We start from the raw sequence: 24,796 nt of genomic DNA, 5'->3' as shown, positions 1-24,796 counted from the left end.
GGGGAGTTTGTGCAATGACAGCGAAAGTATTGGCTATCGTTAATCAGAAGGGGGGCGTAGGCAAGACCACTACGGCCGTTAATTTGGGGGCTTCTTTGGCCGAGCTGTCGAAGCGCGTTCTGGTAGTTGACATAGACCCGCAAGGCAATACTACTTCCGGACTGGGGATAAACCGCTATCGCCTGAAGAAGTGCATTTATAACGTGCTAATCGACGGTGTCCCCATCGAGGCAGTTATTCTGCCGACCAGCACGAGGGGCCTCGAACTGGTTCCGGCCACGATTCAACTTGCAGGTGCGGAAATAGAGCTGGTATTGGCGATGCAGCGGGAAGTAAAGCTACGCGAAGCGGTATCGCCCGTGCGGCAGGACTATGACTACATATTAATTGACTGCCCGCCCTCGCTAGGGTTATTGACGCTAAACGCTCTCACCGCAGCCCACGGCGTGTTGATTCCCGTGCAGTGTGAGTATTATGCTCTGGAGGGTTTGAGTCAGCTTATGAACACGGTGTCCTTGGTTCAGAAGCACCTTAACCCAGGTCTTGTGGTGGCAGGTGCTTTGCTGACCATGTTTGACCCCCGTACTAACTTGGCCTCCCAAGTAGTCGACGAAGTGAGGGCTTACTTTAAGGATAGGGTGTACGCCACGGTAATTCCGCGCAACGTGCGCCTTAGCGAGGCTCCCAGCCACGGTCAGCCCATTTTGGCGTATGACCCAAAATCTAAGGGGACAGAAGTATACATGGAACTAGCGCGAGAGGTGATTGCGCGTGGGTAAACCGCGGTTAGGCAAGGGGTTGCAGGCCCTGATAACCGACATGTCCACCACAGGAGCGGATGAGGTCCAGCAGATTGCTGTCCACCTGATTGTGCCTAACCCCTATCAACCGCGGCGCGTATTTGCGGAGGAGGAGTTAGCTGAGCTTGCCGCCTCCATCAGGCAGCACGGGCTGATTCAGCCTGTGACGGTGCGTCCGCGGAGCGGGCGATATGAACTGGTGGTAGGAGAGCGTCGCTTGCGGGCCGCTAAGCTCGCCGGTTTGACAGAGATCCCCGCTCTGGTGAAGGAGTGGTCCGACCAAGAGGCTATGGAAGTGGCGCTTATTGAGAACTTACAGCGCGAGGACCTCAACCCCATGGAGGAGGCTGCCGCTTTCGCGCAGCTGCAAGAGCACCTTGGCCTCACACAGGAAGGCCTCGCCGAGCGGGTGGGAAAGAGCAGGCCGTACGTGGCTAATACTCTCAGGCTGCTCATGCTGTCTCCGGCCATAGCCGAACTTGTTTCACGTGGAACAATCAGTGCCGGTCACGCGCGGGCGATATTATCTGCCCCTGTGGCGAAGCGTGATATGTTGGCCCAGGAGATGGTCGCCAAGGGGTTAACGGTGCGTGAAGCCGAACGGTTAGCTGCGCGGGCAGCAGAAAGTGTTTCACGTGAAACAACAAAGCGCCCTGCCAAAGCCAAACTGCCTTTGGCCGAGTTACGAGAGGTGGAGCGCGAGTTGCGCGACGCGCTGCAGACACGGGTGGAACTGAAGGGGTCGCCGGAGCGCGGCACCATCGTCGTTACCTATCACAACTCTGAAGAGCTGGAACGACTTAGAGAGTGGCTTCTTAGAGCAGGGGGCTAACTATGCGCGACATCATCTACATGGACAATGCGGCTACGAGCTGGCCGAAAGCTCCCGGGGTAGCTGAGGCGATGGCTGCTTTCATGACGCAAGGAGCAGGCAGTCCGGGGCGCAGCGGACACGCGCTCTCACTACAGGCGAGTCGCGCGCTCTTTATGTGTCGTAACCAGATAGCGGAGCTAATCGGGGTGTCGGACGCCTCGCGCATAATCTTTGCCGCGAACGCTACGCACGCGCTAAACATGGGCCTGTTTGGCTTTCTCACTCCGGGGGACCACTGCATTACAACCTCTATGGAGCATAACGCCGTCATCCGTCCGCTCCGTGAGCTGTCTAGGCGCGGTGTAGAACTGACCATACTCCGGTGTGCGGGGGACGGCACGTTAGAGGCAGAGGCGGTGCGCCGGGCCATCAAAAGCAACACGAAGCTGGTGGCCATAACACACGCCTCCAATGTCTGCGGGACACTGCTGCCGCTAGCGGAGATTGCGGCCGTGACGCGTGAAGCGGACGTGCGGCTCCTAGTAGACGCCGCGCAGACAGCGGGCGTCATGCCGCTCTGCTGCGAAGCGTTAGGCGTAGACATGCTGGCTGCTCCCGGGCACAAGTCTCTACTTGGGCCGACGGGAACGGGCTTTCTTTATGTGCGAGCAGGTATCGAGCTCGCACCCCTCATTTACGGAGGCACCGGCAGCCACTCGGAACTGCCGGATATGCCGGAAGTATTGCCTGATCGCCTAGAAAGCGGTACGCTTAATGCGGTAGGACTAGTGGGACTTTCGCAGGCGCTCCACTACCTCGCCGCGCGGGGTCAAAGCGCCATCAGAGAGCACGAGCAGGGCCTTGCGGCAAGGCTACGCACCCGCCTCGCGGCTATCTCCGGTGTTACACTGTATGGTACCGGCGAGGGGGCGCCCATTGTCGCCTGTAATGTGCGCGGCATAGGCTCCACGGAAGTAGCACATATCTTGGATGCTTCCTTTGGCATTGCTGCCCGCGCGGGGCTGCACTGTGCGCCCCTTGCGCACGAGACACTCGGGACATTAGCGCAAGGAATTGTGCGCTTTAGCCCGGGCCCCTTTTCAACCGCGGACGAGATTGACACAGTAGCAGAAGCCATCGAGCAGATCGCGGAGGAGAGGTTTTAGTGCTAGGCACGGTAGTTAACGCTCTGGCCATCTTGGCGGGAGGCCTGCTAGGGGCAGTACTTGGCGGCGTAGTCAAAGAGAAAAGTCGCGATACCGTGATGCACGGCCTAGGTCTTTCTGTAGCGATAATCGGGTTGACGATGGCCTTCAAGGCTGAAAACCCTCTGATCGGCATCGCCAGTCTTGTGCTGGGGGGTCTAGTCGGCGAGTGGATTGACATCGAGGGTCGCCTCTACGGCGCCGCAGCCAAGGTGGAGAAACGCTTTGTGCACGGCAAAGGAGGACTCGCGCAAGGCTTTGTCACAACCAGCCTGATCTATTGTGTAGGCGCGATGGCCATTATGGGGAGCCTAGAGAGCGGTATGACGGGCAATCACGCCACGCTTTACGCTAAGGCCATGTTAGACGGTGTCTCGGCAGTGGTGTTTGCTTCTACGCTTGGTCTTGGCGTTGCGCTTTCGAGCCTTTCCGTATTTGCGTATCAAGGCGCGATTACGCTTTTGGCGGCTTGGATTTCGCAGTGGCTTACCCCTGCCGCCGTAACCGAGATGACGGCTACAGGGGGTATACTGATCGTGGCGATAGGCCTAAACATCCTAGGCATAAAGAAGATCCGCGTCGGCAACCTTTTGCCTGCGATTCTAATAGCGGTGCTGCTAACGCTAGCCGTCGGGTAACGCCAGAAATCTTTCGAGGGGCTGCGAGCCACATGGAGACGCAGGCGGACGCCCTATGATGCTGGCGAACTCCTTGATATAGGATAATTGTTTGTGCATAGGAGACTCAGGAGGTCGAACACATGCCTATCTATGAATTTGAGTGTCCAAACTGCGGCTCCCTTGTGACTAAGCTCTGCCGCATGGGGACCGATGGCCGGGAAATTGAATGTCCGCGCTGCCTTGCGCGTGGACTTACACGCAAGCTATCGCGCTTTGCGTCTCCCGGCGCGGGAGGCGGCGACGCCTGCGGCAGCTGTAGCGCTACGTCGTGCGGCAGCTGTAGTGTGAAGTGAGGGTGACGATTCATGTGGGCAGCCTGTGCGAAGAGCCTTCCCAGGTGTAGGGACGTGCCTGTGGCACGTCCGCGGACGTGCGAAACGCACGTCCCTACAAGGTGTCTGTCGTCTTCTGCTTTCTACCAGCAAGAGCCATGTTTTCGCACACTTCTTATCCAGCTCATCCTGTAAATCCGGCTTATCCCGCAGAATTCGTATTTCTACGTTTCCCTCCTATCCTGCCTATCATCTCCGGCATCCGAATCATCCGAGGAAATAAACGTGACGGGAGGAATTTGATTGCGCATAGCGGAGCATCCCATTCTCAATTTTAAACGGGGAAAGCAAATTAAGTTCATCTACGAGGGGCAGGAACTCACTGGGCACGAGGGTGAGACAATCGCGGCGGCGTTACACGCAGCCGGAGTCAAGGTGCTGAGCAGGAGTGCCGTTCTGCACCGTCCGCGCGGCTTTTTTTGTGCCATAGGCACCTGCAGCTCCTGCCTGATGATGGTTGACGGCGTCCCGAACGTACGCGTCTGCGTGACGAAGCTCAAGGCAGGCATGGTTGTGAAAGAGCAGCAGGGGAGGGGGACACTCGCGTGAAGACGGTAGACATTTGTGTGATCGGTGGCGGGCCGGCGGGGCTTAACGCGGCGTTAGCCGCATCCGCAGGCGGGGCTAGTGTGCTCCTGCTTGACGACGCCGACCACCTCGGCGGGCAGTTGGTGAAGCAAACGCACATGTTCTTTGGCTCCGAGAAACAGCAAGCCGGCACGCGCGGCATCGATATCGCCACCGCTCTGACCAATGCCGTGCAAGGCATGCCGTCCATCGAGGTATGGCTGGAAGCTACCGCGCTCGGTCTTTACGACGACAGTGTGCTGACGGCGGAATGCCAAGGGGAATACCGCAAAGTCAGGGCCAAACGGTTTGTCGTGGCCACCGGGGCGAGCGAAAAGATGTTAGCCTTTAAGGGCAACGATCTGCCTGGCGTATATGGCGCCGGGGCCGTGCAGACACTGATGAACGTCTTTGGCATTAAGCCCGGGCAGCGCGTCCTTATGGTGGGTGCGGGTAACATCGGCCTAATTGTCTCTTATCAGCTTTTGCAGGCAGGGGTAAAGGTCGAGGCGATTGTCGAGGGCTCGCCTTACATCGGCGGATATCTCGTGCATGCGTCAAAAGTGAGGCGCGCCGGTGTGCCGATACTAACCTCGCACACTATTCTTGAAGCGTACGGCCAAGAGGCGGTCGAAGGCGCAGTAATCTGCCAGCTCGACTCCGCCTGGCAGCCGATTAAAGGCACAGAGCAGAGACTCGCGGTGGACGTCATCTGCTTAGCCGTAGGCTTGTCGCCTCTATCTGACCTGCTGTGGCAGGCCGACTGCCGCATGGTCTATATACCCGAGCTCGGCGGGCACGTCGCCTGGCGAGACGAAAACTTGCGCACCAGCCTCCCGCATATCTACATCGCCGGTGATGTTGCCGGCATAGAAGAAGCGAGCAGCGCGATGGTCGAGGGGTTGCTCGCCGGTTACGCCGCCGCGAAAGACATCGGCCTTGCCCCAAGTGATGTAAGCGAGCGCCTGCAGACGGCGAGGGAGCAACTTGTCGAACTGCGCAGCGGGCCTGTAGGGGAGAAAATTCGTTTTGGACTTGACTCAATACAACGGGGTGACGGAAATGGACAAAGCGCTTAAGCGTACAGGAGTGCCCGACAACAACGACCTTGACGCCGTTTATCCAAGCCGAAAGCGTTTATGCAAAGGCGCGGTAGCCGTACTCGAATGCTTTCAAAACATCCCCTGCAATCCTTGCGCGACTTGCTGTCCGCGACAGGCCATCAAAGCGTTTCACGACATCAATGACTTGCCGGTTATTGATTGGGACAAGTGCAACGGCTGCGCCATATGTGTAGCCAACTGCCCCGGCCTAGCTATTTTCGTTATAGACGAGAACTACAGCCCCACGGAAGCACTCCTTAAGTTGCCCTATGAGTTTGTGCCCCTCCCGCGTGCCGGGGATGCAGTGCAGGCGCTTAATCGGGCTGGGGAAGTGATATGCGCTGGGCGCATCGTACGCGTGCAAAATCCGCCGAGCTTTGACCGCACGGCGGTGGTGCATATTGCCGTGCCCAAGGAACTAGCGCAGGAAGTTCGGTTCTTTAGCCTGGGAGGTGCGGCAGATGAGTGAACTAGACAAGGACATCTTAGTTTGTAGGTGCGAAGACCTGACCTTAGCAGACGTAAAGCAGCTGATCGGTAAAGGGTACCGTACGCTCGATGAGCTCAGGCGCATAGCACGCTTAGGGATGGGGCCGTGTCAGGGGAAAACGTGCCGTGCCTTAGTGCAACGCGAGCTTGCGGCAGCGGGTACACCGCTTAAGCACCAGCTGCCGGGGACATATCGCCCTCCCACTCGCCCTATAACGCTTGGGAGCATTGTCGCGGGCAGCAGCGAGGAGGCGAGTAAAGATGCGCACTAGTGCCGAAGTAGTTATCATCGGCGGCGGCGTAAACGGCGTAGCCATCGCCTACGAGCTCGCCAAACGCGGGTGCACGGATGTAGTGGTGTTAGAGCGGGACTATTTGGCCAGCGGAGCCACCGGCCGCTGCGGCGCAGGCGTGCGCCAGCAGTGGGGGACCGAAATGAACCTTAGAATGTCCATCGCGAGCGTAAAAAGATTTGAGACTATGAACGAAGACCTCGCCTATGAGGGAGATATTGAGTTTAAACAGGGCGGATACCTGCTCCTGGCCTACACTCCGGCGGGGTGGGAGCAGTTCCAAAAGAACGTAGCGCTCCAGCGAAGTTTTGGTTTAGACGTAAAGCTATGTACGCCTAGCGAGGCGCGGGAAATTGTGCCGCATCTAAACACCGAAGGGTTAATCGGGGCCACTTTTAACCAGACCGACGGCCACTGCAATCCTTTTCATGTCACTGACGCCTACGCCCGGGCCGCGCGCCGCTTAGGCGTGGAGGTTATCACTAACATTGAGGTGTTAGGGATACGCCGCAGCAAGGCGGGCGAGGGGAACATCGTTGGCGTCGACACCACGCGAGGCTACATTGCCACGCCGGTCGTAGTGAACGCCGCAGGCGGTTGGTCTAAGGCCATAGCTGCTATGGCGGGCGTAGATATCCCCACCTACTCGGAGCGACACCAAATCCTGGTGACCGAGCCGGTTGCGCCAATGCAAGGCCCGATGGTCATGTCCTTTCATCATCACATCTACTGTCAACAGACGCCACACGGGAGCTTCATTATGGGCCTCGGAGATGCCGCGGAGAGGCCGGGTTATAGCAGTCGCTCCACCTGGCAGTTTCTAGAGGAAATGGCGCAAAAGATTACTTGGCTGTTGCCGCCGCTCAAAGGCATCCGCGTCGTGCGGCAATGGGCAGGCTTGTACAATATGACACCAGACCGCACCCCCATTTTGGGCAGTGTGCCTGCGGTGCCGGGGTTCTATATGGCCGTCGGTTTCAGTGGGCACGGGTTTATGCTCGCGCCGATGACGGGCGTACTCCTTGCGGAAAATATCTTGGGCTTGCCGGCCTCCTTACCCATCGAGAAGATGGATTTGGGCCGCTTTGCGCGGGGCGAGCTCTTCAACGAGCCGTCGGTGGTCTAGCGGCGGCCCGGTGCTTTTTGGCGTTGCTGACCGGTCGTGGAGTCAATATACCAGTCGTCCTCTAGGAGTAGCTCCCCAATAGGAACAAAGCTGTAGCCTTGAGCCAAGAGCTCGTTAACAATCGCTTCGAGCGCTTGCGGCGTGTAGGTGGCGTTGTTATGAAACAAGACAATGGCGCCGGGATGAGCTTGTGTAGTGACGCGCGTAAAAATCGTTTGCGGGGTGGCTTCTTTGCGCCAGTCCAACGAGTCGATGCTCCATTGCACGACGTGATAGCCTAGGGCTGTTATCGTCTCTACGACGCGGTTGCTGTACGCACCAAACGGAGGGCGGAAGAGGCGAGGGGCGAGGCCTGTGGCTTCCTTAATGATTTCGTGCGTGCGCGAGACCTCATGCGTTATCTGTTCCACCGTCAGCGTGACGAAGTTAGGGTGGGTAGAGGAGTGGTTCCCAATTTCGTGGCCGGCGGCAGCGATGCTCCGCGCCACGTCAGGGTACTTTTCCACCCAAAAACCTACCAGAAAGAACGTGGCTCGCACTTGTGCCCGTTCGAGAATCGCTAGGAGGTCGTCGGTATAGTCTGCGCCCCAGGCAGCATCAAAGGACAGAGAAAGTACTTTCTCTGTCTTTTCTACGCTGTAAATGGGAACCAGGCGGGTGGTCGTGGCCACTGCCGCTAGGTTCCTCTGTAGCCAACCTGGGTAGGAAAGGTTTGTCAACTGCCAAAGTAGCACTAAGCCTATTAAGAGCGCCAACCACTGCTCACGCCGCTTTAGCCGCAGCACTATCCACATGCGCACCCCTCCAAGCTCCATCTAAGCCTATGCATAAGGCAGAGAGGCTATGCGCGGAGGAAATGAGGCTACTTTTTGCGCAGCACGGTGCCGACAGCCAGACCGGCAGAGATGGCAATTGACATGTGGGCGACGCTAGACATGGCAACTAACGCCTCACGGTAATTACCCTGCGCAAAGTAGAGCATGCCAAGATAGGCAGACGCGCCCGGTACTAGGGGGATAATGCCCGCAATAATGTATACCGTCGCCGGGAGTTTGCTAGCGCGTGCTAACAGCTCGCTACCTAGCCCTACCACCGACGCGGCAAAGAATACGGCGGCGGCGGAAACGACGCCGGCATACTGCAGGCTAAGGAAGACGCCGTACCCAAGGGCACCAATCAGCCCGCAAAAAACAAGTGACCTTGGCGGCGCCCGAAAGATAAGGGCAAAGCTCAATGTCCCAATAAAACAAGCGGCCAGGAGCAGCGGCGTATTCATAACAGACCTCCAAACGCAGCCCACACGGATAGCACTGTACCGACGCCGGCAGCCACGGCGATAGCGACAAACAGCGCCTCAACCATGCGGGCCGCTCCCGACAGCAAATCGCCGCTGATGGAGTCGCGCACGGCATTGGTGAGCAGTACGCCGGGCACTAGAATCAAGATGGATCCGATTACAGTGGGCTGTAGGCTTGTCGGCAAAATCAAGTACATGAGTACCGCATTAAGCGCGCCTAACGCGCCGCCGCAGTAGTCGACGGCAAAACGGTTGACGCCGAGGCGCCCGAGTTTACCTATGAGCAAAAACACCAGGAGACCGCCAATTCCCCCGACGAGGCTGTCGACGGCAATCCCGCCAAACAGTGCTGTGAAAGAACCGCCCGCCAAAAACGCGGCGCCAGCCGCGACGCGCGGCGAGTAGACCTCGCGATGCCGAGCAAGGCTCTCTAGTGCCGTCAATGCTGTCTGTGGCGAGGTATTTATGTCAATGCTCCGGGAAAACTGGTTGATGGCGCAGACTAGGCTCAGGTCGTAGGCAGTGTGGGCAACACGACGCACGGCGCTAGCCAGCTCCCCGCCTAGCGAGAGCGTCAAATAAATGCCAGTCGGCGTGGCAATAACGTCTGCTTCCTCCGCCCCAACGGCGCAGAGAATGCGCTGCACCGTATCTTCCACTCGACAGACTTCCGCGCCACCCCTGAGCATCAGTTCGCCCGCCGTCAACCCGAGGCGCAACAACGTGTCAGTTGAACTCATGTGACACCTCCTCTTAGGTATTCTAGCACTCCACTGCGCAGTAGGGGTTAAGAAAGTGTGAAAGTGAGCGCTAGTGTCTTAGATAAAAGGGAACAGACAAAAAGTCGCGAATTATTAACAGAGCTAGCCTGCTATTTCAGCGCAAAGGGCATGCTAGATTTTACGGACGAGACTAAGGAAGGCGGGACAGGGTGTGAGTGCAGGACGCGTGGACGATCGCCTACTAGTTAGGCAAGAGGTGCGGCAAAAACTCGTCGCCTTGGCACGTGCCCCCTATGCCGCAGGGGAGCTCGAAAAGGCGCTGCGTCAGTTAGCAGCACAGGGCCCCCACGCTAAGCTAGGTGCCCTATGCTTGCTTGAGGAGACTGCCGAGGAGCGCGAGGCTTCGCTAGCGGCCGATTTGCTGATTGCGCTAGGCGACAAAGGCGCGATTGACGTTGCCATGAGCCTGCTGCATCAACGCAAGGTTGCCGATGTCGCAAAGGGGCAACTGCTGCGGTTCTTGGCGGCCATGGGCTGCGACCCGAGTGAGCTTATGACACCTGCCGTATTTCGCGACATCAATAAACTAGCTAGCGACTCTATGGAGTTGTTGCTTAAGGACATGGCCGGTGACGAAACCATCCTCGGTTATGTCTTAGAGGAGTTTGCCACTTTTCCACCCGAGCTCCAGTACAGCTATGTGCAAGACCTGATACGCACGCAGGACATCAGGGTCATTCCGCTACTTGGCGTGTTGGCGCGCGTAGATGACGAAGTGATTGCCGCAGAAGCCGTCAAGGGGCTAGGAACGATAGGGGAGCCACGTTCGCTAGGCGTGTTAGACCAAGTGCGCGACCAAAGCGAAGGGTTGATTAGGCGACTCGCTGAACGTGAGGCGAGGCGGCTGCGTTTCAAAGGACTTACCCCTGAGTCGCCCTCCCGCGCGGCGCTAGGCGAAGTCGTACATGTAGCCGTAACTAGCATCGATGGGCAGGGGTGCCGCATTGTCTGGATAGCTAGAGTTTTGGACAAGAAGCGCGGGAGGCTTATAGCCGCAAACTTCTTGTTAAGCCTTGAGGAGGGGCTTAAAGACTGCTACGGCACGGCGCATACTACGCGACGTGAGAGCGCGAAAATGTGCAAGTCGCTTAAACGGACGCATCCGCTAGTAGAGGGCGACTTAGCCTACGCTACCTTGCTGGTGCGCGATGCGCTCTTTGTCAGTCAGCGGCGAGGGCAACCTCTGCCGCCGCAATGGACATACTGGAAGCGGGTTTTTGCGTCCGAGGAGCTGACGCCTGCGCAGTACGTTCCCGAGCCAACGAGTTGGGCAGGGGAAGGCAGTGTAGAAACGGCAGTGCCGGAACTCCTGACGCTCGAAGAGCTAGCGGAGTGGTACGAAGAAGACCCTCTAGTCTATGATGCGGCAGAAGAGATAATGAAAATCGGCAGACGCCTGCGGAGCATCAAAGCTAAAGCTCGCGCCGCCGACGATGTGCTAAGGAAAGTGGCGACCGCTCTGTTTGAACCTCGCCTCCCACAAATTATTCGCCGACTAGACCTAACCGGCGAGTTCCTTGGGCGCCGCGGCAAGGTAGCCCCGGCACGCCTGCTGCTTAGGATTGCGCGGGAGCTCAAGGCAGGTGAGTCGCCGGAACACAACGCCTTTCTGCGCAACTTGCTGCTCCTGAGCGTGCGTGTAGCCGAGCACAACCTTAAAGCCGGATATGATTTGCGGCGCATTCCTCTGGAAATTGAGTAAGCCATACCCATAGCGCGGCAATTAGTGGACGTGCTAGAATTACGTTTGGAATAGATTTAAGGAGGTGACAGTATGACTTACAGAATTCATAGCGAATGCTTTGCCTGTGGAGCTTGTCTGCCTGAATGTCCCACCGAGGCCATCGTCGAGGGAGCTATTTACGTTATCATTCCCGACAAGTGTATCGACTGTGGCGCTTGCGCGGCCGTATGTCCGGTCGATGCCCCTAAGCCCGACTAGGATGCGGGGGACGAACGATTTATCTTGGATTACTTGGATACGGAGAAGATAGTCAGGATAAAGGGGAGCGAGAGTCGCTCCCTTTTTGTGTGGACGACGATTAATCTCGGATTGGGTGGATACGGGGGATCCCGATAATCCGATGAAATCGGCGTGGAGACGAAAAAAATTTCAGCGGAAAAGAGGAATAAGCCAAGTGATACGCGAATATCTTTTTAAGCATAAAATTTTCAATCTAAAATCTACAAGGATGTGTGGGCATGGACGTCAAACACTATCAGAATCACACTCTAGTTGACATCGCCTACTTGGCGCTTAAGAGCGACATAGCCGAGGGTAGTCTGCTGCCCGGACAAAAGCTTATCACGCGTGAGCTAAGCGAGCGTTACGGCGTCAGCGAAACTCCCATAAAGCAAGCGCTTAACAGACTTATCTCTGAGAGTTTGGTAGAAAACACGCCACGCAAAGGCATGCGCGTCAAGGACATTGACTTAGTCTCACTCGAAGAGCTGCTTGATGTGCGCCGTATGGTGGAGATGTATTACGCTCCGTCGATTATCAGGCATTTCGCGGAGAATGCAGAGCTGCAGGAGCGATTTAAGCGCAACATCGCGGAGCACCGTGAGCTTGTGCTCTATGGCGCAGACGCGCGTGACCACGTGCGAAACTACGCCCTCGACCTAGAATTTCATCAGATGTACATTGGCTGCGCCAGCAACGCCCGCATTGCGCAAGTCTACAACAACTTGGGTACGCACGTATATGCATGCTACATCTACAAAAAGCAAAGCCAGGCCGAAACGATAGCCGGGGTAGACGAACATGAAGCAATCTATCAAGCGCTAGGGAGCGGTAGCTTGGCCGCTCTGCAAGAGGCGGTAGAGATTCACCTTGACAACGCGCGGCGAAAAATCATCAGCGTTCTGCGGGACAGGTAGCCAAGAAGGGGGCGGAAGCATGGACTTGTCAGTCAACCTAGCGGGCAAGGTGGCGGTAGTGACCGGCGGCGGCGGGGTGCTGTGTGCCCACATGGCCAAAGCACTTGCGTCCCAGGGAGCGCGTGTGGCGGTCTTAGACATTAACGAGCAAGCGGCACAAACTGTGGCGGCAGAAATAGTCGCGGCCGGCGGTAAGTCGATTGGGCTTGCGGCTAATGTGGTGAATAAGGAGTCTCTGCTCGCGGCGCGCGAGGCAACACTAGCTGCGTTTGGTAGCATAGACATTTTAATTAACGGCGCGGGCGGAAATAGCCCCAAAGCCACGACTAGCGAGGAAAAGTCCTTCTTTGAGCTAACGCAGGAGGACATGCGCTTTGTGTTTGACCTCAACTTCTTCGGCACCGTGCTGCCGACACAGGTGTTCGGTGAGATTATGGCCAGGCAAGGGAAGGGAGTAGTAATCAACATCTCTTCTATGGCCGCCTTCACTCCGCTGACGCGCACCATAGCCTACAGCGCAGCTAAAGCCGCCGTCAGCAACTTTACACAGTGGATGGCCGTGCACTTTGCCCACCATTACTCTAGCGCTCTGCGCGTAAATGCGATTGCACCCGGCTTCCTCTTGACTGAGCAAAACCGCTATCTCTTGACCGACAAAGAGAGCGGGCGGCTCACCTCGCGCGGGCAGAAGATTATCGATGCGACACCCGCCGGGCGTTTTGGTGAAGCGGAGGAGCTAATCGGAGCGATGCTCTTCCTGTGTTCCGAGGCTGCGTCCTTTATTAGTGGCACAGTCATTCCTATCGACGGGGCGTTCTCGGCCTACAGCGGGGTGTAGTATGCAGAACCGTTATCTTACGGCCACCTCCGCCGCCGGGCTAAGCCCGCAGGAAATACAGCGCTGCATTGCCGAGTCCTTTAGCGAATATCGCGGCGCAAAGCGCATCCTGCTTATTCCGCCGGACATATCACGCGGTAATGCCTATGCCGGGCCAATTGTCGGCTTTCTCCGGTCGTTCTTTCACGGCGCCGACATTGAGCTCCTACCGGCTATAGGCACGCACACGCCGATGACTAAGGCAGAGGTCAAGTACATGTACGGCGACATTCCCATGGAGAAGGTGCATGTACACGATTGGCGTCTTGGCACCGCCAAGCTAGGTGAGGTAGCGGGAGTAGGCATGCCCTCTATTCCTGTCGAGGTCAGCACGCGCATCCTAGACCCAAAGTACGAGCTTGTTGTCTCCATCGGGCAGGTAGTTCCACACGAAGTGGCAGGGTTCGCCAACTACACCAAGAATGTTTTGGTCGGCTGCGGCGGGCTGGGCATGATTAACGGCAGCCACTATTTGGGCGCGATGTACGGCATGGAACGCCTGATGGGGCGCGCCAAGAATCCCGTGCGCGAGCTCTACAACTATGCCGCCGGTCGGTTCTTGTCCGAACTGCCCCTGGCATACATTTTAACTGTGACGACGCCGTCTCCCACAGGGCTGCGAGTGGAAGGTGTGAGCATAGGTCAAGGCGACGAGCTCTTCTTTAGAACAGCGGAACTGAGTCGGGCCAAGAACATAACTGTCTTGCCCGAGCCCATTCACAAGGCCGTCGTGTACCTTGACGAAACTAAGTTTAGGACTACGTGGGTTGGCAACAAAGCAATCTACCGTACGCGCATGGCGCTAGCCGACGCGGGCGAGCTCGTGATTATTGCCCCGGGTTTACACGGGTGCGGCGAAGATGCACATAACGACCTGCTGATTAAAAAGTACGGCTATAGGCCGGCAGCAGAAGTTGTGGAGGCCGTGCGCCAAGACCCGGACCTAGCGCAAAACCTCGCTGTGGCAGCCCATTTAATCCACGGTTCGAGCGAGGGGCGATTTAGCGTTAGCTACGCGCCGGGACACATGACGGAAGAGACCATCCGCAGCCTTGGCTATGGATGCCTGCCGCTCACCGACACACTCGCCAAATACGATATCGCCGCATTGCGGGACGGGTTTAATGAAGTAAACGGCGAGCGCATCTTCTTTGTGCGCGACCCTGCGCTTGGGCTGTGGACAACGGCAGCGAAATATAACTCCCATGAGGAAGGGGGCGTAGCCTGTTGTTGATTCTTGTGCTGGAGGCCTCGACGGCCTCGGCCAAAGCCATGCTTTACAGCCACACCGCAGGCATCAAAGGCACGCTACAACGTAACTATTCAAGCGCGGCAGGCGACACCCTGACCTTCGACGCGGACCTAATCATGGCAGAGACGCTAACTACCGCGCGAGACTTGCTCGCAGAACTTAACGTACAGCAAGTGGACTTAATTGCTACCTGCAGCATCTGGAGCCACAGCCTGCTCCTCTTAGCGGATGACAAGCGACCTCTGTCGCGCCTAAGTACCTGGGCAGACACCAGCGCCTCTTCTACAACCAAAGAATACCGGCGCGACCTCGCTCTCTACCGGTCACTGTATCAACGTACCGGCTGCCCTATTCATGTTACCTACACCCTGTGGAAATATATTCATGAGCGCGACGCGGGGCGCGCTCCGCGCGGCGGTTACATCTCCTCTATGCCGGAGTACTTATTCTATACCTTGACTGACGAGTTGGCTGTCTCCAGAAGTACAGCCTCGGCCGGCGGGTTTCTCAACATCCACACCTTAGAGTGGGACACGGAGGCACTCTCGCTTGCCGGCATCGGTCCCGCGAGGTTGCCGCGCTTAGTGGATTCTCTGTATACCGCTCCGCTTGGCGCCCGCGCCGCGGCCAGCCTAGGATTATCTGCCGGTACGCCGGTCTTAATTACCGGGGCGGACGGCTGTATGCATCACGTAGCAGCGGGGGCTTTTGCCGGCAATGTGGTAACGCTCTCGGTAGGAACCAGCGCGGCACTCAGGTTAGCAGCAGACCGCGTGATGGTAGCGGATTCCCCTTCGACTTGGTGTTATGTCGGCGTAGAGGACATGTGGGTTGTGGGGTGCGCGATTGCCGGTGCCGGCAACTGCATTGATTGGGTCGTAAAAAAAATTTTAAATCGCGCCAACGGCAACGACTGGGGTGCACTAGAACAAGGGGCCCTAGAGTCACTGCGCCATGGGCGAGCCCCCATCTTTCTGCCCTTCCTCGTCGGGGAGCGCAGCCCAGGCTGGGATGACGCGCGCAAAGGTGTATTCTGCGACTTAGAGCTAGAGCACACCGGCTCCGACCTTTTCTACGCGGTGTTAGAGGGAGTTCTGTTTAACCTTAAGCAGTGCTACGACCTGATGCGCCCCATGTTTGGCCGCGAGATAGCCTCCGTGAACATTTCGGGCGGCATTGAGGCTTCGCCTTTGTGGCTTACTATGGCCGCCTCGTTGCTTGGGCGCAGCGTACAGACTAACGGAAGCCAGCACGCCTCGCTCTTAGGAGCGGCCATGCTGGGGCTGCAAGCAGGCGGGTTGCTCGACACAGTTAAGCACGTACAGCCCATCCCCGGAGCGCGCATCGAGCCGAATCCAGAAATCGCGGAAGCTCTCCACAGACGCTATGCAGCCTATCTCGAGCACTACAGCCGGACGCAAGGGACGGAAAGGATGGACAGACAATGAGGGTGTTGATTACGCCGCGCTCATTTAAGAACTATCGGGACTTAGTCCTGCCTCACTTTACCTCGCGCGGGTGGACCGTAGCAGAGAACACGAGCGGCCGCACGCTGACCGAGGACGACCTTATCGACGCCTGCCATGCCGGGGTGGACGGCATTATCGTGGGGCTTGACCCCATGCCGGGGCGCGTGCTGCGCGAGTGCGTGGGCCTTAAAGCCATCTCCAAGTACGGCGTAGGACTCGACAACATAGACCTGCTGACGGCGAAAGAACTTGGCATCGAAGTGCGGGCGGCCATAGGCAGCAATAATATATCGGTCGCGGAGCTAGCCATAGCGTTGATGTTTGAGGCGGCCCGCCGAGTGTCGGCGCAAAGCGCTAAGGTTAAGGCCGGCAAATGGGAGCGCACGCTCGGCATGGAGCTTACCGGGAAACGTCTGGGACTAGTGGGTGGTGGACAAATCGGGCAAGAGGTAGCAGTGCGGGCTAGGGGTCTAAGAATGGAAGTTCTTATCTACGACCCATATCTTAACGCCGAGCAGTTCCTAGCGACCTACGGCATTAAGCGCGTTGACTCGCTGTCGACTCTCCTCAGCGAGGCGGATGTTGTGTCCTTGCATGCACCGCTTAACAGCCAGACACGGCACCTAATCTCTCTGGATACCTTGGCGCTAATGAAGCCGAGTGCCATCATCATTAACACGGCGCGCGGTGAGCTGATAGACGAGCAGGCTCTCTTTCTGGCTCTCCAAGCGAAGCGCATAGCGTTTGCGGCTGCAGACGTATTTTCCAGCGAACCACCGCCGCCACACGCCCCGCTCCTAGGCTTAGACAATTTCCTGCTTACTCCCCACAGCGGCGCGTACACGGCTGAAGCGAACGAGCGCATGGCCGTGCTCTCCGCCGAAAATCTCATCGCTATGCTCACGCGCAGTAACGCTTAGGAGGAATCAGGGTAATGAAAAAGCATGATGTGCTCGGCGCATTAGTTAAGAGTGGACTGGTGGCCGTCGTGCGCGCCGAGGACGCCGCTACGGCCGAAGAAATCGCCGCTGCGTGTTTGGCGGGAGGCCTATCTGCGGTCGAGATTACGTTTACCGTCCCCGGTGCCCTAGAGATCATCGGCTCGCTGCGGGCGCAGTACAAGAACGAGCTGCTGCTCGGCGCCGGGACGGTGCTAGATTCCGAAACCGCTCGCATGGCCATCCTAGCGGGAGCCCGCTACGTAGTCAGCCCGCATCTCAACCAAGAGACGGCCAAACTCTGCAATCGCTACCAGGTGCCTTATTTGGCCGGCGTAATGACCGTGCGTGAGGCGGTCGAGGCCATGGAGTGTGGCGTGGACATCCTTAAGGTCTTCCCCGGTGAGCTCTATGGTCCGGCGATTATTAAGTCATTCCTTGGGCCTCTGCCGCATGCTAACTTTATGCCCACAGGCGGCGTGTCCCTAGAAAACGTCGGGGAGTGGATTAAGAGCGGCGCGGTGGCCGTAGGCGTCGGCAGCCAACTGACCGCTCCGGCTAAACTTGGCAACTATGAAGCCGTGACCGCATACGCGAGAAATATGCTAAGCGCGATTAAGGCAGCGCGCGGGTCATAGATGTAGGCTATCGCCAAATCGGCGTAGACATTAGTAGAGGTAGCCAGAGAAAGGAGTGGGATGAGGCAACAGAGAGGATGTAGTCGCGCGTTCCTACTACTTATTATTTAGGGGAGGGTTAGTCAGTCTATGAAAAAGTTTAGGCTCATGATTCTAGCCGTTCTGGCACTCGTCGTCGCCTTAACCACGGTCCTGACGGTTGGCTGTCAGCCGCGGGCAGCGGAAGAGAAGTTCACGCTGCGGTTTAACCACGTGCTGGCACCGACCGAACCCTATCACGAAGGCTTCCTAAAGTGGGCGCAGCGCGTCAACGAGCGCAGCCGCGGCCGCCTGACCATCGAAGTTTCACACAGTGCGGCGCTTGGACGCGAAGAGGACATTATCGAGCAGCTCCGCATGGGTGCTAACATCGGCCAAAACACCGACTCGGCCAGACTAGGCATGTACGTGCCGGGCATCGCCGTGATGAATGCCCCGTATTTCGTGGAAAGCATTGAAGAAGTGCAGAGACTAAGGCAACTCCCCCTTGTACAGCAGTGGATTAGGGAGCTCGAGCTAAAGTACGGGATCAAAGTGCTGTCGTTCTACTGGGTACAAGGCGAACGTCATATGGTAACGAACAAGCCGATTAGACATCCGAGAGATTTGGCGGGACTGCGCATAAGAACGCCGGGAGCACCTATCTGGCAGGAGTCTATCCGTGCCATTGGAGCAACACCGGTAGCGCTTCCCTTTGGTGAGGTTTACACAGCTATGCAAACTAGGGCCATTGACGGCGCAGAGTTAGTGTACCGCAATGTGGAAGGGATGCGCCTGCACGAAGTCGCCAGCCACTTAAGTGAAACAGGGCACATTCGCTTGATTAACTTCTCTATCGTCGGTCGCGCGTGGTTTGACAGCCTGCCGGAGGACCTACAGAAGATCCTCGTGGAGGAGAACGAGCGTGCTGGGCTAGAGACCTCGCGTGGTATGGAGCAACAAGCCGCACAGCTGCGCGATCAGTTCCGCCAAAGAGGCATGACCATCGTGCAGGATGTCGACCTCGCTGCGTTTAGGCAAGCTGCTGAAGCAGCCTACACGGCACTCAATCTCACCACATTCCGCGATCAAATTTGGCAGCAGCTTGGCAAGACTCGGCCCTAACGCGACGCTTCGCAAGCAACTTCAGCCCACTGCGAGCGGTGGGCTGAAGTTGCCCAAGATACATGGCTTCAGGCAAAAGGGGGAACTGGCGTGAAAGAAGCGCTGTGCAGGGCGTATGTTTTTCTGGGTAAGGCGGAGCTGTTTCTAGCGAAGGCTGGAGTGCTAGCTTTTACCGCGCTGATTTTTATCTCTGCCGTGTCTAGGACCGCCGGGCGGCCGCTCGGTTGGACAAAGGACATGGCCATATTCGTGTTTGTGTGGTGTGTGTTTTTTTGTGCCGATGCTTGCTTGCGGGAGGATAAATTGGTGCGGGTAGATGTGCTCACCAGCCACCTCTCGCCACGCGTCAACTTTATTATAAAGACAATTAACTGGCTGCTAATCATAGGTTTTCTAGTGTACCTTATCTACTACGGCATATCGCTTACCTACACTAGCAGATTCGTGCGCTTTCAAGGGCTACCCCGCGTTAGTTATAGCTATGTGGCGGTGAGTCTTCCGATAGGGGCGCTCCTTATGCTGATTACGTCGAGCGTTAAACTTTTTGAGCACCTAAGATTCGCGAGGCTAGAGAAGGCGGGGATAAAATTATGGCACTAGTCTTTGCCGTCTTTCTGGTGCTGATGTTTCTTGGTATGCCCGTGGCGTTCGCCATTGGCATTGCTGGGGTTGTGTTCTTCATCCAACTTGGCACGTTGCCATTCACCATTCCAGGGCAGTTAATTTTGACGCAGGTGCAAAGCCTCGTGCTCCTCGCGATACCGTTATTTGTTTTTGCCGGGAATCTGCTTAATGAAACGGGCATTACCGAGCGGCTCATGAAGCTGGCCGCCGTGCTTGTGGGGCATATGCGGGGAGGACTGGCTCAAGTGACCGTGATTTTGTCTGCGATGATGGGGGGTGTGTCGGGCTCTGCTATTGCCGACGCGTCTATGCAAGGACGCGTTCTAGGCCCCGGCATGCTGCAGCGAGGCTATTCTAAAGGGTTCTCGGCAGGCATTATCGGCACTAGCGCACTTATCGTGACCATGATTCCTCCAAGTATCGGCCTTGTACTCTACGGCAGCATCGGCGAGGTCTCCATCGGGCGGCTCTTTGCCGCGGGGATAGTGCCAGGCATCTTGATGACGGTAGTTCTGATGTTTGGTGTCGCCTTTGTCGCACGGCGCAAGGGATATGTGCCGGAGCGCGAACAGCGCGGCTCGCTTGGGGAGGTTCTGCGCACGTTAGTTGATTGTGTGTGGGCTTTTCTGTTCCCCATCCTGCTTATTATAGGTTTGCGTGGTGGTTTCTTTGCGCCGTTTGAGGCGGGTGCTTTCGCCGTAGTCTATGCACTTGTGATTGGTGTTCTGGCCTATCGCCAACTAACGTGGAAAAAGCTTATGGCCTGCCTGCAACGTACCGTAGTTGACATCGGCATGATTATGCTGATTATTGCCATGTCGTCAGTGTTTAGCTACGGCATCACGTGGGAAAATATTCCTCAGGCCTTGGTAAGGTTCATTTTGGGCGTCTCTACTACGCCGTGGGTGGCCTTACTGATTATTGTGGCGTTTTTGCTCGTGGCGGGCATGTTTATGGATTCTACGGTGCTCATACTCCTCTTAACCTCGATCTTGATTCCCGTAGCGCGTGCGCTAGGCATCGACCTCGTTCACTTTGGGGTGGTGATGGTGTTGACGCTGACCATTGGGTTACTAACTCCGCCCTTAGGTGTGGTTATGTTTGTGGTATGCTCCATCTTTGAGTGTTCGTTTCAGGAATATGTGCGCGATTCGTGGCTGTTTATGGCGTCTATTGTCTTAGTAGTGGTAGCGATAATCTTTTGGCCGCAAATGGTGTTGTACTTGCCGAATCTATGGTTCGGGCGCGGCTAGCCTGCGCCATATTTTAAGGAGGCAGACCATGAACTTCAAGGACAAAGTTGTGCTCATTACAGGCGCCGGCGGGGGAATAGGCAGAAAGACGGCGGTGGCCTTTGCCGAACACGGAGCGACGGTAGCGGTCAACAACATACCTCCTGCTGCGGCCGGGGAAGAAACGTTGCGGCTAGTTACGGCCACAGGGCAGCGTGGCATCTACGTCGAAGCCGATGTCACTAAGGCAGATGAGGTTTCGTCTATGGTTGAGCAAGTAGTCCGCGCCTTCGGCAGGCTCGATATCGTGATAAATAACGCCGGCATCGTACTGCCCGGGCGTGTAGATAACATGTCTGAACAGGCCTTTGACCTCACCATGCAAGTTAACGTTAAGGGGACTTTCTTGGTATCCCAACACGCCGTGCGGCAGATGAAGAAACAAGGCGGGGGAGTAATTGTCAATATCGCCTCCGTGGCGGCGCAAAAGGGCATTCTCGACAGGAGCGCCTACTGCGCTTCCAAAGGGGCTGTCTTGGCGCTAACCCGAGCCATGGCGGCAGACCACCTCGGGGATAAGATTAGGGTGAATTGCGTTTGCCCGGGCACGACCTATACCGCCTCGCTTGAGGAGCGCCTTCAAGCGCTGCCGGACCCGGAAAAAGCGCGGCAGGAGTTTATGGCCCGCCAACCTATGGGGAGATTTGGCCTAGACAGCGAAATCGCCTATGCCATACTTTTTGCCTGCTGCGAAGAAGCTGCGTTTATGAACGGGAGTATAATCAACATCGACGGCGGTGCGCTAATTTAGGGAGAGAGCTAACGAATTAATGCGGATGGGGCCGGATGGGTCGGATAGGACGGATGGGAGAGGGCAAGGGTGCCCCCTAATCCGGCTCATCCTGCAAATCCGGCTTATCCGTTTGAATTTCCTTCGCAGGTTCTTCTCATCCTTCCTGCCGCATCCCAATAATCCGACGAAATGCGCCCGTACCCTTGATTATATTAAGATATGCGCTATAATATATCAAGGAGGTGTTAGTATGGGTGAAGAGACCAAGATGATACTGGAGATGTTGCGGGACGGCAAGATTACCGCCGATGAGGCGACCCGCCTGTTGAACGCTGCTCAGCCTGCTAGGAGAACCCACGAATCAGAAGGCGCCTTCTTTAGTGACCTGCGCGATGTCGCGAGTGAAGTCGTACAGCGTGCGCGCAAGGAAGCTAAGGAGGCTGTGCGCCGCGCTAACGAAATCCTGCGTGAGGAGCAGCGGGGTGCGCGGGAGCAAGCGCGTGAGCTCGCAGAAGAGGCCCGCGACGAAATGCGGGAGAAGCTGCGCGAGGCGAAGCAGCGCCTTAAGGAAATGCGGCGGGAGCTAAAGCAACGCCTGCGGCATGAAAGTGCTACAGCAGACTTAGCTGAGGAGACAGAAGAAGAGATAGAGAGCATGCAAGACGAAATCGACGAAATGCAGGATGAGGTCGAGGAAATCGAGGATGAGCTCGAAGAACTCGAAGAAGAGGAGGAAGAGGAAGAAGAAGACGAAGATGAGGAAGGGCACTGTGAGCCGACCGGCGGCGTGTTGGCCAGCGTCATTAGTGCTTTAGGCGGGGGACAGACGTACAACTGGCAAGAGAATCTTTCCGGTGAAATACCTAACGTGCCCGTGCCGCACATTGTAGTGCGCGGGGTCAACGGGCGAGTAATAGTCGAGCTCACCGACGACGCCAAGTGGCACTTGACGGCGGAAAAGTCGGCCCGCGCGGCTAACGCTGCCGAGGCGAAGGCCTTAAGCCGCAATCTGTACTCAGTCGAGACGACCGCGGAAGGCCTAGTTATTGCGGCCAAGCAAGTGTTTGGACAAGCGCGCGCCGTCAACTTTCATCTGCGCCTGCCGCAAAACCATATCTATGACCTTGACTTAAGCGCCGTAAACGGGAGTGTTCGCGTCAAAGGCGTCGCCGCCAAGCGACTTAGAGCCAGCACCACTAACGGCCAAGTCGCGGTCGAGAGTATGGCGAGCGAGATTAGCCTGTCCTCCGTAAACGGCCGCGTGGAGCTTTACGGCGCGGCGGCAAGTGTAGCGTGCCGCACGGTTAACGGTAGTCTCTCGGTTACTTGCCCCACACTGCACGCGGGGACGATGGCTCTAGACACCGTAAACGGCAGCATAACCCTGCGACTGGCAAACAGCCAAGACGTCGGCGTTAAGATTAAGGGCGCCAACGTACACGGCTCTGTAGAAGCAGAAGGCTTAGGCCTTAAGGTAGACGTCGTCCGGCATACGGTAGGCAGGAAGCTTCGGGCTGAGAGCGAAGGCGACTTCTCCGCTTGGCTAGAAATCGAGGCCAAGTCGGTGCACGGCTCGATAAACATAGCGCCCGCCCGCTAACCCGGCAGGGAAAGACACGTCGCGTGGGGAAGATAAAGTCGTCGGGAAGCCGACGACTTTGTTATTTTGACAATGAGGGGGAACAACATGCGCATTGCGCTAATTGCCCACGACCAGAGGAAAGAAGCCATGATTAAGCTCGCCAAAGAGCACCACAGCTTTCTCAAGGCGCAGCGCCTAGTCGCCACGGCTACTACCGGAGCCCAGCTAAGTGCGATGACCGGGTTAGAGGTGACGCAAGTGCTGTCAGGCCCACAGGGTGGCGACGCGCAGATTAGCGCTATGGTGGCCACACGACAGATAGACGTAGTTATCTTTCTGCGCGACCCGCTGACCGCCCAACCGCACGAGCCTGACATCACCGCGCTGCTTAGGATATGCGACGTACACGATGTTCCCTTGGCCACTAACCTAGGTACCGCCCGCGCCTTGCTGACAGCATGCTCACAGAAGCCTGCGCTTTGCGGCTGCTAGCCTTGGCAAAGACAGGACGATGTGATAAACTGATGCGCACGTGTTGGAATTTACGTCTGCTCGCCCATAGTATGGAGTAGGAACGTATACACGCTGTAAGAAATGGATAGATTCTTAGCAAGCGCTACCAAACATGCGCTAGGAGAAAAGCATAAAGGAGGTAGTTGAATGGCAACTAGCCAGACCAGAGCTAGGATTGCACTTGCACTGGGATTGCTCCTTGCCGTCACTCTACTGGGGTTCGGGGGAAGTTTCACGGGTGTGACACAGCAAGTAGGTTACACGCTAGGCTTGTTGACGCCGGCACGCGCGATCACCATTGTGGCTGATGGCCAAGAGATAGCACTAGAGGTGCGTGTCGCTACGGTAGAAGAAGCGTTAGCAGCAGCAAAGATTGTCCTTGGAGAACATGACAGAGTAAGCCCCGAACTAGCCGGTAAGATTCAAGACCAAATGGAAATAGTGGTTACGCGCGTGACCAAGAGTCAGATTGTAGAGCACGAACGCATCTATTTCCACGAGATTCGGCGCGCCAACCACAACCTAGAACGAGGCGTCACACGTACAATACAGCGCGGCAGGGAAGGGCGCCGAGCCGAGCACTACGAGGTTGTGTACGAGGACGGCCAGCGCGTATCTAAGACGCTGCTCAGTTCGGAAGTGCTAGAGCCGAAGGTCGACAGAATCGTGGAGTACGGCACGATTGGCTCTCTCTCGCGCGGAGGCAACACCTACCGCTTTACGAGGGTGTTGTATGTGATAGCCACCGCCTACACCGCAGGCCCGGAGAGCACAGGCAAGTCTCCCGGACACCCAGCCTTTGGCATTACGCGCTCGGGACTGCCCGTGGAGGTCGGACATATCGCAGTAGACCCGGACTTGATTCCGCTCCTCAGCCACGTCTATGTGGAAGGGCTGTGTGCCTTCTCCGCCCAGTTTAACGGCAGGTATTTTGCCACCGACACCGGAAGTGCCATTCAAGGGAACCGCATCGACATCTACTTTGAGCGTGTCGAAGACGCCATTCGCTTCGGACGCCGACGCATGCGCGTGTATGTCTTGGCAAGGTAGACGCTAAACAACAGAGGGGCTGTCCCATCACCGGATGGAGACAGCCCCTCTGCTTTAAGTACCTTGCTAAGTGCTACTTCTTCTCAAGCGCTAGGTTCAGGTCTTTAATTAGCGCATCTACGTCAATGCCGTGCGCCATTGCTCCTTGCTCGATAGATTCAAAGCGAGCGGCGGCGCAACCCAAGCAGCCTAGACCATACTTGAAAAACACCGGCACTAGTTGCGGGAACTTGTCCACCACATCTTGAATGCCCATGTCGCGGGTTACTTTCATCCTTCACACCTCCAAACTTAGCCTTAGTATACCACAAATCGGC

The 24,796-nt window shown here is 56.8% G+C and carries 29 protein-coding genes; 25 read left to right on the top strand and 4 right to left on the bottom strand.

Features of this window, described 5'->3' with window-relative positions; genetic code table 11:
* Positions 1-14 precede the first annotated feature (14 nt).
* From KGZ66_04675 to KGZ66_04630, 10 genes are all read left to right on the top strand, one after another.
* Positions 15-779 (top strand): ParA family protein, encoded by a 765-nt coding sequence (locus KGZ66_04675; protein MBS3984883.1) that lies wholly within the window; start codon positions 15-17, stop codon positions 777-779.
* Positions 772-1,632: a ParB/RepB/Spo0J family partition protein gene (locus KGZ66_04670; GenBank protein MBS3984882.1), complete on the top strand. Its 861-nt coding sequence runs from the start codon at positions 772-774 to the stop codon at positions 1,630-1,632. Before KGZ66_04675 ends, KGZ66_04670 begins: the two co-directional genes overlap by 8 nt.
* Before the next feature lie 2 nt (positions 1,633-1,634).
* Entirely contained in the window at positions 1,635-2,780 is a 1,146-nt protein-coding gene (locus tag KGZ66_04665) for an aminotransferase class V-fold PLP-dependent enzyme (protein ID MBS3984881.1), read from the top strand.
* Positions 2,780-3,457: a DUF554 domain-containing protein gene (locus tag KGZ66_04660; protein MBS3984880.1), complete on the top strand. Its 678-nt coding sequence runs from the start codon at positions 2,780-2,782 to the stop codon at positions 3,455-3,457. Before KGZ66_04665 ends, KGZ66_04660 begins: the two co-directional genes overlap by 1 nt.
* A 122-nt stretch (positions 3,458-3,579) precedes the next feature.
* On the top strand, positions 3,580-3,792 hold the full coding sequence (locus KGZ66_04655; protein MBS3984879.1) for a zinc ribbon domain-containing protein: 213 nt from the start codon (positions 3,580-3,582) through the stop codon (positions 3,790-3,792).
* Between the two features lie 282 nt (positions 3,793-4,074).
* Positions 4,075-4,380, top strand: coding sequence for a (2Fe-2S)-binding protein (locus tag KGZ66_04650; protein ID MBS3984878.1), 306 nt, complete (start codon positions 4,075-4,077; stop codon positions 4,378-4,380).
* The gene (locus tag KGZ66_04645) at positions 4,377-5,477 is read left to right on the top strand and encodes an FAD-dependent oxidoreductase (GenBank protein MBS3984877.1); all 1,101 of its coding nucleotides are present in this window, start codon (positions 4,377-4,379) and stop codon (positions 5,475-5,477) included. Before KGZ66_04650 ends, KGZ66_04645 begins: the two co-directional genes overlap by 4 nt.
* Entirely contained in the window at positions 5,461-5,970 is a 510-nt protein-coding gene (locus KGZ66_04640; GenBank protein MBS3984876.1) for a 4Fe-4S binding protein, read from the top strand. Before KGZ66_04645 ends, KGZ66_04640 begins: the two co-directional genes overlap by 17 nt.
* Entirely contained in the window at positions 5,963-6,262 is a 300-nt protein-coding gene (locus KGZ66_04635) for a (2Fe-2S)-binding protein (protein MBS3984875.1), read from the top strand. Before KGZ66_04640 ends, KGZ66_04635 begins: the two co-directional genes overlap by 8 nt.
* Positions 6,252-7,409 carry an FAD-binding oxidoreductase gene (locus KGZ66_04630; GenBank protein MBS3984874.1) on the top strand — a complete coding sequence of 386 codons (1,158 nt, stop codon included), beginning with the start codon at positions 6,252-6,254 and terminating at the stop codon, positions 7,407-7,409. Before KGZ66_04635 ends, KGZ66_04630 begins: the two co-directional genes overlap by 11 nt.
* On the opposite strand, the gene KGZ66_04625 is transcribed toward KGZ66_04630, so the two are convergent.
* From KGZ66_04625 to KGZ66_04615, 3 genes are all read right to left on the bottom strand, one after another.
* On the bottom strand, positions 7,406-8,203 hold the full coding sequence (locus tag KGZ66_04625; protein ID MBS3984873.1) for a polysaccharide deacetylase family protein: 798 nt from the start codon (positions 8,201-8,203) through the stop codon (positions 7,406-7,408). The genes KGZ66_04630 and KGZ66_04625 overlap by 4 nt on opposite strands.
* Positions 8,204-8,271: 68 nt before the next feature.
* On the bottom strand, positions 8,272-8,685 hold the full coding sequence (locus tag KGZ66_04620) for a threonine/serine exporter family protein (GenBank protein ID MBS3984872.1): 414 nt from the start codon (positions 8,683-8,685) through the stop codon (positions 8,272-8,274).
* A complete protein-coding gene (locus KGZ66_04615; protein MBS3984871.1) occupies positions 8,682-9,446 on the bottom strand; it encodes a threonine/serine exporter family protein in 765 nt (254 codons plus the stop codon). Before KGZ66_04615 ends, KGZ66_04620 begins: the two co-directional genes overlap by 4 nt.
* A gap of 193 nt (positions 9,447-9,639) precedes the next feature.
* Here KGZ66_04615 and KGZ66_04610 point away from each other — a divergent pair, with 193 nt between their 5' ends.
* The 15 genes from KGZ66_04610 (at position 9,640) to KGZ66_04540 (ending at position 24,479) form a co-directional block, all read left to right on the top strand.
* A complete protein-coding gene (locus tag KGZ66_04610) occupies positions 9,640-11,190 on the top strand; it encodes a hypothetical protein (protein ID MBS3984870.1) in 1,551 nt (516 codons plus the stop codon).
* Between the two features lie 72 nt (positions 11,191-11,262).
* A complete protein-coding gene (locus KGZ66_04605; GenBank protein ID MBS3984869.1) occupies positions 11,263-11,430 on the top strand; it encodes a 4Fe-4S binding protein in 168 nt (55 codons plus the stop codon).
* A 260-nt stretch (positions 11,431-11,690) separates the two neighbouring features.
* Positions 11,691-12,368: a GntR family transcriptional regulator gene (locus KGZ66_04600; GenBank protein ID MBS3984868.1), complete on the top strand. Its 678-nt coding sequence runs from the start codon at positions 11,691-11,693 to the stop codon at positions 12,366-12,368.
* A gap of 19 nt (positions 12,369-12,387) precedes the next feature.
* On the top strand, positions 12,388-13,206 hold the full coding sequence (locus KGZ66_04595) for an SDR family oxidoreductase (GenBank protein MBS3984867.1): 819 nt from the start codon (positions 12,388-12,390) through the stop codon (positions 13,204-13,206).
* Between the two features lies 1 nt (position 13,207).
* Entirely contained in the window at positions 13,208-14,479 is a 1,272-nt protein-coding gene (locus KGZ66_04590) for a DUF2088 domain-containing protein (GenBank protein ID MBS3984866.1), read from the top strand.
* Positions 14,473-15,945, top strand: coding sequence for a hypothetical protein (locus KGZ66_04585; protein MBS3984865.1), 1,473 nt, complete (start codon positions 14,473-14,475; stop codon positions 15,943-15,945). Before KGZ66_04590 ends, KGZ66_04585 begins: the two co-directional genes overlap by 7 nt.
* Positions 15,942-16,886, top strand: coding sequence for a phosphoglycerate dehydrogenase (locus KGZ66_04580; GenBank protein ID MBS3984864.1), 945 nt, complete (start codon positions 15,942-15,944; stop codon positions 16,884-16,886). Before KGZ66_04585 ends, KGZ66_04580 begins: the two co-directional genes overlap by 4 nt.
* 14 nt (positions 16,887-16,900) lie before the next feature.
* Positions 16,901-17,542 carry a bifunctional 2-keto-4-hydroxyglutarate aldolase/2-keto-3-deoxy-6-phosphogluconate aldolase gene (locus KGZ66_04575; protein MBS3984863.1) on the top strand — a complete coding sequence of 214 codons (642 nt, stop codon included), beginning with the start codon at positions 16,901-16,903 and terminating at the stop codon, positions 17,540-17,542.
* Positions 17,543-17,671: 129 nt separating this feature from the next.
* Positions 17,672-18,685: a C4-dicarboxylate TRAP transporter substrate-binding protein gene (locus KGZ66_04570; GenBank protein ID MBS3984862.1), complete on the top strand. Its 1,014-nt coding sequence runs from the start codon at positions 17,672-17,674 to the stop codon at positions 18,683-18,685.
* Positions 18,686-18,775: 90 nt separating this feature from the next.
* A complete protein-coding gene (locus tag KGZ66_04565; protein ID MBS3984861.1) occupies positions 18,776-19,285 on the top strand; it encodes a TRAP transporter small permease in 510 nt (169 codons plus the stop codon).
* Positions 19,276-20,562, top strand: coding sequence for a TRAP transporter large permease (locus KGZ66_04560; GenBank protein ID MBS3984860.1), 1,287 nt, complete (start codon positions 19,276-19,278; stop codon positions 20,560-20,562). Before KGZ66_04565 ends, KGZ66_04560 begins: the two co-directional genes overlap by 10 nt.
* Positions 20,563-20,590: 28 nt before the next feature.
* Positions 20,591-21,352, top strand: coding sequence for a glucose 1-dehydrogenase (locus tag KGZ66_04555; GenBank protein MBS3984859.1), 762 nt, complete (start codon positions 20,591-20,593; stop codon positions 21,350-21,352).
* A 232-nt stretch (positions 21,353-21,584) separates the two neighbouring features.
* Positions 21,585-22,934: a DUF4097 family beta strand repeat protein gene (locus KGZ66_04550; GenBank protein MBS3984858.1), complete on the top strand. Its 1,350-nt coding sequence runs from the start codon at positions 21,585-21,587 to the stop codon at positions 22,932-22,934.
* A gap of 87 nt (positions 22,935-23,021) precedes the next feature.
* Positions 23,022-23,408, top strand: coding sequence for a methylglyoxal synthase (locus KGZ66_04545; protein ID MBS3984857.1), 387 nt, complete (start codon positions 23,022-23,024; stop codon positions 23,406-23,408).
* Between the two features lie 168 nt (positions 23,409-23,576).
* On the top strand, positions 23,577-24,479 hold the full coding sequence (locus KGZ66_04540) for a G5 domain-containing protein (protein ID MBS3984856.1): 903 nt from the start codon (positions 23,577-23,579) through the stop codon (positions 24,477-24,479).
* A 73-nt stretch (positions 24,480-24,552) separates the two neighbouring features.
* Here the strand turns inward: KGZ66_04540 and KGZ66_04535 are convergent, their stop codons facing one another.
* A complete protein-coding gene (locus tag KGZ66_04535) occupies positions 24,553-24,753 on the bottom strand; it encodes a DUF1858 domain-containing protein (GenBank protein ID MBS3984855.1) in 201 nt (66 codons plus the stop codon).
* Between the last annotated feature and the right edge of the window lie 43 nt (positions 24,754-24,796).

The organism is Selenomonadales bacterium (assembly GCA_018335585.1).
Taxonomy (GTDB): Bacteria; Bacillota; UBA994; order UBA994; family UBA994; genus UBA994.
Note: the sequence above shows the minus strand (reverse complement) of the source record. Positions and strands in the feature narration are given on the sequence as shown.

Excerpts from the sequence above, each read along its gene's own strand:
- KGZ66_04675 (MBS3984883.1), top strand. The coding sequence starts at position 15 with ATGACAGCGAAAGTATTGGCTATCGTTAATCAGAAGGGGGGCGTAGGC.
- KGZ66_04665 (MBS3984881.1), top strand. The coding sequence starts at position 1,635 with ATGCGCGACATCATCTACATGGACAATGCGGCTACGAGCTGGCCGAAA.
- KGZ66_04655 (MBS3984879.1), top strand. The coding sequence starts at position 3,580 with ATGCCTATCTATGAATTTGAGTGTCCAAACTGCGGCTCCCTTGTGACT.
- KGZ66_04640 (MBS3984876.1), top strand. The coding sequence starts at position 5,461 with ATGGACAAAGCGCTTAAGCGTACAGGAGTGCCCGACAACAACGACCTT.
- KGZ66_04635 (MBS3984875.1), top strand. The coding sequence starts at position 5,963 with ATGAGTGAACTAGACAAGGACATCTTAGTTTGTAGGTGCGAAGACCTG.
- KGZ66_04630 (MBS3984874.1), top strand. The coding sequence starts at position 6,252 with ATGCGCACTAGTGCCGAAGTAGTTATCATCGGCGGCGGCGTAAACGGC.
- KGZ66_04625 (MBS3984873.1), bottom strand. The coding sequence starts at position 8,203 with ATGTGGATAGTGCTGCGGCTAAAGCGGCGTGAGCAGTGGTTGGCGCTC.
- KGZ66_04620 (MBS3984872.1), bottom strand. The coding sequence starts at position 8,685 with ATGAATACGCCGCTGCTCCTGGCCGCTTGTTTTATTGGGACATTGAGC.
- KGZ66_04615 (MBS3984871.1), bottom strand. The coding sequence starts at position 9,446 with ATGAGTTCAACTGACACGTTGTTGCGCCTCGGGTTGACGGCGGGCGAA.
- KGZ66_04605 (MBS3984869.1), top strand. The coding sequence starts at position 11,263 with ATGACTTACAGAATTCATAGCGAATGCTTTGCCTGTGGAGCTTGTCTG.
- KGZ66_04600 (MBS3984868.1), top strand. The coding sequence starts at position 11,691 with ATGGACGTCAAACACTATCAGAATCACACTCTAGTTGACATCGCCTAC.
- KGZ66_04595 (MBS3984867.1), top strand. The coding sequence starts at position 12,388 with ATGGACTTGTCAGTCAACCTAGCGGGCAAGGTGGCGGTAGTGACCGGC.
- KGZ66_04590 (MBS3984866.1), top strand. The coding sequence starts at position 13,208 with ATGCAGAACCGTTATCTTACGGCCACCTCCGCCGCCGGGCTAAGCCCG.
- KGZ66_04580 (MBS3984864.1), top strand. The coding sequence starts at position 15,942 with ATGAGGGTGTTGATTACGCCGCGCTCATTTAAGAACTATCGGGACTTA.
- KGZ66_04575 (MBS3984863.1), top strand. The coding sequence starts at position 16,901 with ATGAAAAAGCATGATGTGCTCGGCGCATTAGTTAAGAGTGGACTGGTG.
- KGZ66_04570 (MBS3984862.1), top strand. The coding sequence starts at position 17,672 with ATGAAAAAGTTTAGGCTCATGATTCTAGCCGTTCTGGCACTCGTCGTC.
- KGZ66_04560 (MBS3984860.1), top strand. The coding sequence starts at position 19,276 with ATGGCACTAGTCTTTGCCGTCTTTCTGGTGCTGATGTTTCTTGGTATG.
- KGZ66_04555 (MBS3984859.1), top strand. The coding sequence starts at position 20,591 with ATGAACTTCAAGGACAAAGTTGTGCTCATTACAGGCGCCGGCGGGGGA.
- KGZ66_04550 (MBS3984858.1), top strand. The coding sequence starts at position 21,585 with ATGGGTGAAGAGACCAAGATGATACTGGAGATGTTGCGGGACGGCAAG.
- KGZ66_04545 (MBS3984857.1), top strand. The coding sequence starts at position 23,022 with ATGCGCATTGCGCTAATTGCCCACGACCAGAGGAAAGAAGCCATGATT.
- KGZ66_04540 (MBS3984856.1), top strand. The coding sequence starts at position 23,577 with ATGGCAACTAGCCAGACCAGAGCTAGGATTGCACTTGCACTGGGATTG.
- KGZ66_04535 (MBS3984855.1), bottom strand. The coding sequence starts at position 24,753 with ATGAAAGTAACCCGCGACATGGGCATTCAAGATGTGGTGGACAAGTTC.